Genomic DNA, 11,048 nt, shown 5'->3' on the forward strand with positions numbered 1-11,048 from the left:
TTGTGTGGCATAGTAGTAAGCAATGTCTACGTCACATAATTCATCTTCCCGCGACGAGGCCCAGCGCCCGTCTGCACAGGAACAAGGCACCGCAACGCAGATCCAGAAGCCAGGCGAGGAAGATTCGCATACCCTCGTCGCTTATGATGATGCGCACCTCGGTGCAGAAGCCGCCAGCGAGCACCCCGCCGAGCGCGATGATAAGTCTGCCATCCTGGCCAAGGACTTCCGCACCATGGCCAAGGTCTCGGTAATCTTTATCCTCATCGTCGCCGGCCTGGCCCTGGCGGGCTATTTGCTCAAGTTTATTTGGGTAGGCCTGCTCCCTGTCCTGCTCGCCATCCTCGTCTCCACGGTGCTTTATCCAGTCAGCGCCTGGCTGCGTAACAAAGGATTCCCGCGCTCGCTCGCGGCGGTGAGCACTTTGCTCGGCCTCATCATCATCTTCTGCGGCGTCTTTGCCGCCATGGCCCCAGTAGTCACCAGCCAGAGCCAAACGCTCATTGACCAAGCCGAGGATGGCATTAACCAGCTGACGGAGATGGTGGAAAAATCCCCCATCGATATCCAAAGTGACCAGCTGCAATCCGTGCTCCAAGACGTGGTCAAGTTTGCCACGGGCCAAGCATCCACCATCGCCACCGGCGTTATCTCCGGCTTTTCCATGGCCAGCTCCATCGTCGTAGCCGCACTGATTATGCTCTTTGTCACCTTCTTCATTATCAAAGACGGTGACAAATTCCTGCCTTGGCTGCGCAAGTACACCGGCAACTCCACCGGCTGGCACGTTACTGAGCTGGGCGCGCGCATCTGGAAGACCTTGTCCGGCTTCATTCAAGCGCAGGCCGCCGTAGCCATGGTGGACGCTATCCTCATCGGCCTTGGCCTATGGGCCCTGCAAGTTCCGCTTGCGCTCGTCATCGCCGTAGTGACGTTCTTCGCTAGCTTCATCCCCATCATCGGTGCCGTAACCGCTGGTGCCCTCGCCATCATCATTGCGCTGGTGTCCAACGGCCTTACCAACGCACTTCTTGCTTTGGCGCTTATCATCATCGTCCAGCAGGTAGAGGGCAACGTCCTCCAGCCCATGCTGCAGTCCAAGGCCATGGGCCTGCACGCCGCCGTCGTCCTGCTTTCCGTGACCGTTGGCTCCACCCTGGCCGGCATCGTCGGCGCCTTTCTCGCCGTCCCCGTGGCCGCAACCATCGCCGTTGTCGTGCGCTACCACGCCGAAATGGCTGCACTGCGCTCCGGGGAAGTCGAGCCTTCAGATATAGACATCATCACCGGCTCCAAGGATGATCCTGAAGACTTCAGCGACGTCACCTACGAGCATGACGAGACTCCACGCGATAAGGTAGAGCAGCTCTACCAGTCCATGAGCCCGCTGAGCTAAGACTCAGCGACCACAAGCAGCGCGCCGGCCCTCCGCCGGCGCGCTTTAGTATTTAGCGCAGAAAGCCTAGATCCGTAGCGGCCGAGGCGAGCTGGCGTGCGCCTCGGTCGAGGACGTTGGCCCACGTGCCCTTGGACTCCTCATTCGCGGAATCGGAAACCTGCTTGAGCAGGGTGCAGGGCACGTCGAAGCGCTGGCATACTGCGGCAATGGAATAGCCTTCCATGTCGCAGAGCTGGGATTTTTTGGCCAGCTCAGTGCGCAGGGCGGTATCGGAAACAAACATATCGCCCGTGGCCAAACCGCGTACCGGCAAGCGGCCGGAGGTTTCCAGCTCGATGACCTCTGGCAGCAAGTAGCGGTTGATATCGGTAAGCACTTCGAGCTTAAAGTCGTGTTTGGTGACCTTATCTACTTCAAAGACGCCAGCCATGCCGTCGACAAGCGCGCCGGCCGTGCCGATATTGACCACGCGCTCGGGAAGGGCGCCGTTAGCGCGGGCGTCGGCAAGAGCCTCCGTTAAGGCAATGGCCGCTGGAACCGTGCCGATTCCAGTAATGAGCAAGGGCTCGCCCTCCGGAATGTGCGCGGCCTCCGCATCGACAGCGGCGACAAAAAGGGTACGTCCGTTGAGATTCTCCATGCCTGTGAGAATACCTGCCCGTCCTAGTCGAAGTTCAACGTGCGGTTCTTCTGGCGCAGGCGAATCGTAATGTTCTTCTGGCCAGCGCCAAGGGCAATGATTTTCCCGCTGAGCACGCGCGCGACCGCGAGGTCGACCTCCGTGGGGGCTTCGGTCGCCACCTGTGCCGTGGGTAGCCAGGCATCGTGTGGATCAGGTGCGCCAAGGTGAATGAGCCGCTCGCGCTCCACGTCAATCCAATAGCCTTCAGTGGCCATAAAGCGATCGTGGCTCCCATCGAAGGAATCGCGGCGCCACCCGCCCTCGGCCACCCGAAAGACATACGGGCAATAGCCAAAGCGCGAGGGCACGATATAGCGCGTCTGCGGGCTAACGCGCCAATGGCCGCGCGCGGAGCTCCAGACTTGGCGGTAGGTATCAGCCAGGCTCATACCCAGCCGCAGGCGCTGTTGCCGGTCCTCGTCTAGCCCCGCATCTTCTACCTGCGTATTTAGCTCACCCAGGCGCGTAGCATCTGCCACGTACATGCCCAGCCATGCCTCCTCCGGCGTCGTATACGGCCCGGTGATATCGCGGTGAAAGGACCCCGGAATTGCCTTGTGCGCGTCCTGGGGCAGGCGCTGGCGCGCAGCAAAAGCCCACAGCCGCGGATGCCCCATGCGGTAGAGCATCACCGTCGCCCGCGGCAGGCGGTCATGCACCTGTTGGCGCGTCATGTAATCACCTGCACTGATGCGCCGCAGCAGCTGCTTGGCGACGTCCCCCTCCACCTTCTGCTCCACTCCCGGCGCGACCTCCATATCAGGCAGTTGACTAAGCAGCATCAGATCGATGATGTCCCCCAAATCAAAGACCTTATTCAATTCCGTCGGTGCTTCGGAGCCAAAGGCCTCGATCGCGTCATAGCCTAGGGCCCCACCCAAGCGGCGGATGAGATCCGGGGACACGCTCACCCGGTTGCGAGTTGCATGTAATTCCGCGGCGTTGAGATTGCGGTCCAGCCCCACGAGGGCTCCTTTCTCCCCCGCATCGGGGAAATAATTTGTGGTCATGCTTGGGATTAAGCCGGACATTGGTCTTTATGGAAGCCTTTCATCGCGCTCCTCTCGCGGAGCAAGAGCATTGTTTAGAGGCCTTCCTAGGCGATTTTGGGGCTCCTCCGCTTCGCCACCGTTGATTCTTGGCCGTCCAACAGTTGCCAATCCTAATCCTTAGGGGTTACATCATGGAAGATGCATTACGGTGCAAATACCCCTTTCGTAGTCTAATTCGAGAGAATTCTTGCAACCCGTATGGCTATAGTATGACACGGAATGATTCTTAGTCATTCCCTTTCTTTCGCATTTCTCTCTCTGGACAGCGCACAAAGGAGCATTACCTTTGAACGACAAGAATTCTTGAGGTCCACCAGACTCAACCCCACTTTCAGATTCGAACGGGCCTGCCTCCCCTATGCAGGACCCCGGCACAGGAACAAGCACTGAATCTTCAGGCAAAGGCACGCGCACCGCCATTATTGTCGTTGCCGCTCTCGCCATCATTGCGCTTATTGGCGGTGGCGCCTGGGCGCTAACGGGAAACAAGGATTCTGATGGTTCGAGCAGCGCTGAACCGAATTTTCATTCTCAAGAAAACAGCAGCGAGGAAACTACCGAAGGAGCGGCTTCTGAAGAAGAATCCACTCCTGAAAAGAAAGCTGCGTCTACACAAGCTAAGAGCGCTAGCACTGGACCTTCCACAGAGGAGAAGTGTGGAACGCTAGCCGATGACCTAATGGACGTTCCAATTGGCACGCTTCAGCTGTTTTGCGATGGCACCTGGCTTTACATGGCCCAAAAGCAATCCTCAAATTATGGACTGTTCTACTGGACCGATAATGAGTGGAAGTTGTACCGGTCTGACAATACGACTGGAGACTCCGTCAATCAGTGCTACGACAAGGGCAAGTTGGACACGGCTGGCGCCCCGAAGGAGCTGACCAACCAGCTCCAACTCTGCGATGCACAGCAAACGCAAACTCCGAAGGTTCGCGACAGGCCCATTACCGCCGAGGAGGAGTTTCCGCCCGAAGATTATTGGTACGGCGAATGCGATGGCAGCTACGTACTCATCGCAGAATCGGTCATCATCCCGCCGGCAACTGATCCGATTTCCGAGCCCTACCGAGTGCACAAAAAGTACCCAGGTTCCAAGATAATCCGGGGCGGCGCATGTAGTTCCCTGCGCAGCCGTACTGAGAGCGGCTCTGTCTATGCCATCATCTACGAAGCCGGCCACAGCGTGGAAAAGGTTTGCGAGCTCAAGGCCAAGTATGGCGGTAATGCCCGTTCCCTCAATAATGACGCAGATTTCTCTGACCCCTGCTAACCCGATTCCGCGTTCGATTCCCTGTCACTCCCCTTCTGCTGCGTTGTCTCCCTACACCCGCTACAACGCAGCGTGCACCCCTTTGACTTTTCATCTACCGCCTCAATTTGAAAGCAATATCTTATGCCTAAATCATCTGCCCACCTAGGCCGAATAAGCCGTATAAGCATTGCAGCGAGCGCCGCCCTTATTAGTTTCTCCTTGGCTTCCTGCGATGACGAAACGTCGGATACAACCGCACAGGAGTTTTCGGTTGAGTCGGCGTCAATGTCCGTTACGGAAGAAAGTAGCGATGCCAAGCCGGAAGAATCGCCCACTGACTCTGCTGCGACGGAAGAAGAACCTACTCGGCCGGTGCCACCGAACGTGATGATGGATGACGAGCAGCCGAGCCCGGAAGCCGACACCACTTCGTCGTGTGGCGCGGCAGATGCCCAAGCTGCTTTCTCCGAGGGCGTATCCCAAGTAGCTCCGTGGGGCACCATCGGATGGGAGCTTTTCGATTCCTCAGGCTACGATCCCTGTGCATCTCTATCGTGGGAAACGCTGATGATTGAGGGAGGAACTAGTTCTTCGCCCTTCCACATTATGTTGTTTAACCATGGCGAATATTTAGGCACCGCAACGGCAAAGCCCTATGGATTCGCCCCCACTATTGAGCGCGTGAGTGACTCCGAGATCGCGGTAACCTACCACTGGCCGCGCGAAGGCGAAGGCAACGCGAACCGCTCCGGTACGACTGACGCTGGCTTCCGCTGGGATGAAACCCAGCAAAAGGTCATTATGTCTGGAGATGTCCCACCAACTGCGTGACCCATGTATTTTCAAACTATGGGCAAACAAAAACTTCACCAGCACATCGCCGTCTTCGGGCAAGCCGGAAGCGGGAAAACGGTGCTTCTTTCCTCGCTGTTCGGACGTTTAAACGAACCAGCGGCAATCAAGAAAAATGGCTATCGCTTTCTCGCAAAAGACACTGCTCGTGGAAATGACTTGTGGCAAAAATATCTAGGCATGAAGAAACAGGCCCAGGCCCCAATGCAGGACAAGTTTGTCTCTTCTCCCTTTGAATTTAGGCTCGATCCTGAATCACAGCCTCTAACCCCAAAGACGAAGCCGTCACGTATCGGCATCACTTGGCACGATTACCCAGGAGAATGGTTCGAATCCGAGATCAGCTCTGAGAGCGAAAGGAAGGATCGCGCCGCTACCTTCCGTCAACTTGTGCAATCGGACGTTGCTCTTGTTTTGGTGGATGCACAGAAGCTACTAGAACACCAGGACGACGAAGAGCGTTACCTAAAATCCCTGTTTGGCACGTTCCGTAATACCCTGCTCGGAATTAAATCCGATATTCTTGCAAAAGACGAACGGTTAAAACAGTTCCCTCGTATCTGGGTAATCGCCCTTTCCAAAGCTGACCTGATGCCGGAAATGGACGCACACCGACTCCATGAGCTCGTCGTTCTTCATGCCGCTGATGAACTGAACGCGCTGCGCAAAGTTCTGGCAGATTTCGTCAACGGCGACGAGGCTCTATCCGTCGGAGAGGACTACATCGTCATCTCTTCAGCTGAGTTCAAGAACGGCACAATTGATTTAGAAAAGCACAAAGGCGTCGACGCCTTGCTTCCGTTATCTACGATTTTGCCTATCCAGCGCTACCAGCGGTGGAATGTATTGCGCCTTCTCCCGGCTGGCCTAGCGGACGAAAAGATGGTGAAAAGGGGACTTGGTATAGCACAATCGGCTTTTGCGATGCTTGGCAAAGTAAACAAGATGCCATTTAATTTCCTGGCCAAGGCTCAAGGTATCGCTGGTCTGGTTGACCCGCTCATGTCTGCAGCCATTCCGGTGATTGCCGAGGCTCGAAATAATGCGGTGGAAAAGCATGCATTTAAGGAATTGTTGCTTACAGATTTCGTCATGAAATTGCGCGAGAGCATCGACAACGACATTCTCGAAAGGTCGCCGCGATGGAAATAATCTGGGCTACGCGAGGCAAACACTGGGGCCATAAGTTCTTACTCGATGGCGGCTATAAGGACCCATTGCCGCCATATCTTGAGGCATTTTCGGGCTTTGAAAACTCCCGCCACGTGTTTGAGCGCTGCAATGGACACTTGGCATTAAGGTTTCCAGATCCAGAGGAACGCCATGATGAATCAGGTCGCTTGATTTACCACGACCTAGTTATCAGCGGCCATGCCATTACCGATGTACGCTCCTACGACGAAGCATGCTCTTTTATGTGGCCCTTGATTGCGGACGAATACAGCAAGCTCTGGAATGCAGAAAACTAGAAAAGAATCTGGGCTCTTTAAACAGTTAATCGCCGCCGTGAATATCAAGACCTCATCCCCAGAAGAATGATGAAGATGACTGATGGCTGGAATTCAACAGAGTTCGCGGAGAAGATGAACTGCCTGCTAAAGCGATACTACGCAGGAGACAATGGGCTTTCTCCGGCTGCAGTAGAGCTTCGGGCGGTGTGGAGAACTGCAGGACTCGCATACGCCATTTTCACAGTCTCAAATCCGAGAGGGATTGCGTACGTGGGAGTGGAAATGACAGTTCTTCCGGGACCTGGTTCTGCCATGTCGGAAGAAGAAACCGCTATAGAAGGCTGGTTAGACCGATTAGCCGGAGATACGCTGGCCAGCGCATTGGACTACAACGAAGATGACAAAATCCAATGGCAGGGAAAGGTCGCCGGCAACACTCCAGAATTTTTCTCAGAGCTAGGCCCCGCTGTGGGAGAAATATTCTTCCCATAAGTACCAAAAGCCTAGAGGGGCGCGGCAGCCAAAAGTGGCCGCGTTCTAGGCTTTCGCGGGGAACTAGGAGCAGGTTATCGTGGCCAAAGCGTAGCCGAAGGAGAGATAGGAATGAGCGAGGAGACGTTTCAGCAGAAGCTCGGGGCTTTTGCTCTGGTGGCGGCGGTTGTCCTGCTGAGCGTGAACTTAACCGTAGTAGGGCCTACGGTGTTCGGTATCTCCACGCCGCTGTTGCTCGGAATCACGGGCATCATAATGATGCGCTGTGAGAGAAGCAGCAGCGGCGCGAAGAACGACTAGCGCAGGCGATGGCCCACGAAGCCGGCGGCGAGGGTGTTGCCGGAAGACTGGTCGATGAGCAGGAAGTTGCCCACCGCGCCGCGGGCGGCGTAGTCCTCCACGGGGAGCTCGGCTTGGGTCTGGATGGTGATGTGGGCGATGTCGTTCATAGCGACAGACTCGGGGTCTTCCACATCGGAGACGCCATCGAGGTCTAGGGTGCGGGTGATGGCGGCGATGCGGGCCTTGACCAGGGAGGAACCATAGCGCAGCTTGAGCATCTGGCCGGGCTTGATGTCCTTTTCGGTCAGGCCGACGACTGTGGCATCGAATTCGCGGGTGGACGCGGGGCGCTGGGGACCGGCGATGAGATCGCCGCGGGCGAGATCGATGTCGTCGGCAAGCAAGAGCGTCACGGAGTCGCCGGTGGCGGCGGAGTTGGCGGGGCCGTCGGCAGTGTCGATCTGGGTGATGGTGCTGGTGCGGCCCTCGGGCAGGTGGACCTCATCGCCCACGGAGATGGAGCCTGCCTTCACGCGGCCGGCGTAGCCGCGGTAATCGAAGGCGTGCTCGCGGATGACGTACTGGATGGGGAAACGGAAATCCAGCTCATCGGCGCGGCCAGTGGCCACGGGGACGGTCTCGAGCACCTCGAGGACAGTCGGTCCGGTATACCAGGGCATATTAGAGGAACGCACGACCACGTTATCGCCCTTGAGCGCGGAAATCGGCACCACGGTGGTATCAGTGATGTCCAAGCGCGCGGCGATCTGGTTGAACTCGGACTCAATATCGCGAAAGACCTGCTCGTCGTAGTCCACGAGGTCAATCTTGTTCACCGCGAGGACCACGTGGCGCACGCCGAGGAGGGCGGCGACGTTGAGGTGGCGGCGGGTTTGTTCGACGACGCCATGGCGGGCGTCGATAAGAAGCACCACTACCTGCGAGGTAGACATGCCGGTGACCGTATTGCGGGTGTACTGCACGTGCCCCGGGGTATCGGCGAGGATGAAGGTGCGCTTATCCGTGGCGAAGTAGCGGTAGGCCACGTCGATAGTGATGCCCTGCTCGCGCTCGGCACGCAGGCCGTCGACAAGCAAGGAAAGGTCCATGCCATCGAAGCCGCGATCGGTGGAGGTGCGCTCCATGGACTCGACCTGGTCCGCGAGCACGGACTTGGTGTCATAGAGCAGGCGGCCGACGAAGGTGGACTTGCCGTCATCGACAGAGCCGGCGGTGCACAGGCGCAGGGTATCGCGCTGCTTGAGGGCGCCGACATTCGGCGCGAGGGTGGTCGTCATCAGAAGTAGCCTTCCTTCTTGCGGTCCTCCATAGCGGACTCGGAGAGTTTGTCATCGGCGCGGGTGGCGCCGCGCTCAGAAAGGGTGGAAATGGAAATCTCCGCGAGCACCTCATCCGGCGTCGATGCCGTGGATTCCACGGCGCCGGTGCAGGACATATCGCCCACGGTGCGGTAGCGCACGGTGCGGGTTTCCAGCTCCTCGCCCTCGGCCGGGCCACCCCATTCACCAGGGGCTAGCCACATGCCGTTGCGCTTGAATACCTCACGCTCGTGGGAGTAGTAGATGGAGGGCAGCTCCAGTTCGCGGGCGCCGATGTATTCCCAAATATCGGACTCGGTCCAGTTGGAAATGGGGAATACGCGAACGTTTTCACCGGCCATCTTTCCGCCGTTGTACAGATCCCAGAGCTCGGGGCGCTGGCGGCGAGGATCCCAGCCGCCGAAAGAATCGCGGATGGAGAAGATGCGCTCCTTGGCGCGGGCGCGCTCCTCATCGCGGCGGGCGCCGCCGCATACGGCGTCATACTCGCGCTCGGCGATGGTCTCTACCAGCGGCACCGACTGCAGCGGGTTGCGGGTACCATCGGGGCGCTCCTGCAGGTCGCCGCGGTCAATCCACTCTTGGACGCGGGCGACGTGCAGGTGGGCACCAGATTCTTCCACGAGGCGGTCGCGGAAGTCGATGACCTCAGGGAAGTTATGCCCGGTATCGACGTGGAGGAGCTCGAACGGCACCGTGGCCGGCGCGAAGGCGCGGCGGGCCAGCTCAAAAACAACAACGGAGTCCTTGCCGCCAGAAAAGAGGATGCCAACCTTATCGAATTGGCCAGCCACCTCGCGCAGGATGTGGATGGACTCATTTTCTAGATCTTTTAAGTGTGGAGAAAGTGTGCTCATTATTCGTGTAACCCGCATTCTGTCTTGCCGTCTGCAAATACGCGCCCGGATCGGGCATCCTCGCCTTCGCCAACCGGGAAGGTCAGCGGGGCGCAGCCGATGGAGCGGTATCCCTGCAGGGTAAGTGGGTGGATGATGAGGTCGTTGTCCTCGATATAGCGGTCCGTATCGTCTAAATCCCAGGTGATGATGGGCGATATCTTCAACCGACCAGTGCGATCCAAGCTCAGCGCCGGGGCGCTAGCGCGGTGCTCGGAATCGGCGCGGCGCAGGCCGGTAACCCAGCCGGCATACGGGTCCATCGCCATATTCAGCGGCTCGACTTTGCGCATGCGGTTATAGGCCGCGGTATCGCGGGCATAAAGGCGCGGGCCGTAGACCTCGTCTTGTTCCTCTGGGCTCAATAGCGGCAGCACCCGCACTAGGGGCAGGTCCGAGTAATGCTTTTCTACCTCATCGGCCACCTGGAGGGTTTCCGGGAAGTGCCAGCCGGTATCGATAAACAGCAGATCCGCATCGAGCCCGGCGCGGTGGGCGAGCTCGGCCAAGACCGTATTTTCCATGGACATGGTCACCGCAAGGCGGCCGGGAGCATGCTCGGCGGCCCATTCGGTGATGGTTTCGGCAGGGGCATCGTGCAGCTTATCCGCCCACTGGTCTACCAATTGCTGGTTGCGCGCGGCTACCTCGGCGTCCAGCGGCGCGGTATCCCGCGTGCCTTCCGGGGAGATGCTGGGGTCACGGTAGTTCTTGCCACCGTCCAGCAGGTTCGTTGTTGGGTTCATGCCGTCACACATTAGGCAAAACCCCAAGGCGGTGCAGGAGATTATGCGCGAAAAGCCGCTGAGCTTGGCGGGAGCTGCGAATAAAAAGTTTCCAATCCGTACCAAGCGGACTAGATTTACAGACAAGACAGTCTATTGCGGGGTGTCCACGCCCCACCCAAGGAGGCACTTCCATGCAGCGTATAGCCATCATCGGGGAGGGGCCGTCCGCCCTATCCACCGCCGAGAAACTTATCAGCGCTGGCATGTGTGTGGACCTCATTACTCAACGTACCGCACCATTCGGTCTACTTCGACGCTTTGCCGGCCTCGCAGGCGTGCTTGCCGACGCCGTCTCAAGATCCCACTGCGGCCCCGGCACCACTCCCCGGCTCCGTCTCATCGGCAACGTGCGCGTAGGGCCCGACGGCGATATCACCCATAACGAAATCCACCGCCTTTCTGCCGCCGGCGACCGCGATCTGCTCATTCTCGAGCTCAAGGCCCGAGGCGTCGCCGTAACTACCTGGGAAGGGCTGTGCGCTCCCCTCGAAGACTTCGAGGATTGGCACCGCGTCATCACCCGCGCGCAGCTGGCGCATGTGGGGATTTAAAGGAAGAC

At 58.2% G+C, this 11,048-nt stretch carries 13 protein-coding genes; 8 read left to right on the forward strand and 5 right to left on the reverse strand.

The window, feature by feature from the left end; translation table 11 throughout:
• The first annotated feature begins 22 nt into the window (after nt 1-22).
• Complete coding sequence (locus ACLI1L_RS11550) at nt 23-1,396, forward strand: AI-2E family transporter (protein ID WP_411707619.1); 1,374 nt, start codon at nt 23-25, stop codon at nt 1,394-1,396.
• Nucleotides 1,397-1,448: 52 nt separating this feature from the next.
• On the opposite strand, the gene ACLI1L_RS11555 is transcribed toward ACLI1L_RS11550, so the two are convergent.
• A complete protein-coding gene (locus ACLI1L_RS11555) occupies nt 1,449-2,039 on the reverse strand; it encodes a nucleosidase (RefSeq protein ID WP_086588803.1) in 591 nt (196 codons plus the stop codon).
• Nucleotides 2,040-2,062: 23 nt separating this feature from the next.
• Nucleotides 2,063-3,091, reverse strand: coding sequence for a hypothetical protein (locus tag ACLI1L_RS11560; protein WP_411707620.1), 1,029 nt, complete (start codon nt 3,089-3,091; stop codon nt 2,063-2,065).
• 400 nt (nt 3,092-3,491) lie between these two features.
• Here ACLI1L_RS11560 and ACLI1L_RS11565 point away from each other — a divergent pair, with 400 nt between their 5' ends.
• The 6 genes from ACLI1L_RS11565 (at nt 3,492) to ACLI1L_RS11590 (ending at nt 7,483) form a co-directional block, all read left to right on the forward strand.
• Nucleotides 3,492-4,406 (forward strand): hypothetical protein, encoded by a 915-nt coding sequence (locus ACLI1L_RS11565; RefSeq protein WP_411707621.1) that lies wholly within the window; start codon nt 3,492-3,494, stop codon nt 4,404-4,406.
• 267 nt (nt 4,407-4,673) lie between these two features.
• Nucleotides 4,674-5,219 (forward strand): LppP/LprE family lipoprotein, encoded by a 546-nt coding sequence (locus tag ACLI1L_RS11570; RefSeq protein ID WP_411707622.1) that lies wholly within the window; start codon nt 4,674-4,676, stop codon nt 5,217-5,219.
• An 18-nt stretch (nt 5,220-5,237) separates the two neighbouring features.
• Entirely contained in the window at nt 5,238-6,392 is a 1,155-nt protein-coding gene (locus ACLI1L_RS11575; protein ID WP_411707623.1) for a TRAFAC clade GTPase domain-containing protein, read from the forward strand.
• Nucleotides 6,383-6,709 (forward strand): hypothetical protein, encoded by a 327-nt coding sequence (locus ACLI1L_RS11580; protein ID WP_086588807.1) that lies wholly within the window; start codon nt 6,383-6,385, stop codon nt 6,707-6,709. The genes ACLI1L_RS11575 and ACLI1L_RS11580 overlap by 10 nt, the downstream gene beginning before the upstream one ends.
• 75 nt (nt 6,710-6,784) lie before the next feature.
• Nucleotides 6,785-7,183, forward strand: a complete 399-nt coding sequence (locus tag ACLI1L_RS11585) for a hypothetical protein (RefSeq protein ID WP_411707624.1) — start codon at nt 6,785-6,787, stop codon at nt 7,181-7,183.
• A 111-nt stretch (nt 7,184-7,294) separates the two neighbouring features.
• Nucleotides 7,295-7,483, forward strand: coding sequence for a hypothetical protein (locus tag ACLI1L_RS11590; protein WP_411707625.1), 189 nt, complete (start codon nt 7,295-7,297; stop codon nt 7,481-7,483).
• Here ACLI1L_RS11590 and ACLI1L_RS11595 read toward each other — a convergent pair.
• From ACLI1L_RS11595 to ACLI1L_RS11605, 3 genes are read right to left on the reverse strand one after another with little or no spacing between them, the layout of a single operon-like run.
• Nucleotides 7,480-8,763: a sulfate adenylyltransferase subunit 1 gene (locus ACLI1L_RS11595; protein ID WP_411707626.1), complete on the reverse strand. Its 1,284-nt coding sequence runs from the start codon at nt 8,761-8,763 to the stop codon at nt 7,480-7,482. The genes ACLI1L_RS11590 and ACLI1L_RS11595 overlap by 4 nt on opposite strands.
• Nucleotides 8,763-9,662: a sulfate adenylyltransferase subunit CysD gene (gene cysD, locus ACLI1L_RS11600; protein WP_411707627.1), complete on the reverse strand. Its 900-nt coding sequence runs from the start codon at nt 9,660-9,662 to the stop codon at nt 8,763-8,765. The genes ACLI1L_RS11595 and cysD overlap by 1 nt, the downstream gene beginning before the upstream one ends.
• A complete protein-coding gene (locus tag ACLI1L_RS11605) occupies nt 9,662-10,447 on the reverse strand; it encodes a phosphoadenylyl-sulfate reductase (protein ID WP_394286016.1) in 786 nt (261 codons plus the stop codon). The genes cysD and ACLI1L_RS11605 overlap by 1 nt, the downstream gene beginning before the upstream one ends.
• A gap of 173 nt (nt 10,448-10,620) precedes the next feature.
• On the opposite strand from ACLI1L_RS11605, the gene ACLI1L_RS11610 reads away from it, so the two are divergent.
• Nucleotides 10,621-11,040: a methylenetetrahydrofolate--tRNA-(uracil-5-)-methyltransferase gene (locus ACLI1L_RS11610; protein WP_411707628.1), complete on the forward strand. Its 420-nt coding sequence runs from the start codon at nt 10,621-10,623 to the stop codon at nt 11,038-11,040.
• Nucleotides 11,041-11,048: the final 8 nt, after the last annotated feature.

The organism is Corynebacterium sp. LaCa117, assembly GCF_046717765.1.
GTDB classification, from domain to species: Bacteria; Actinomycetota; Actinomycetes; order Mycobacteriales; family Mycobacteriaceae; genus Corynebacterium; species Corynebacterium kefirresidentii.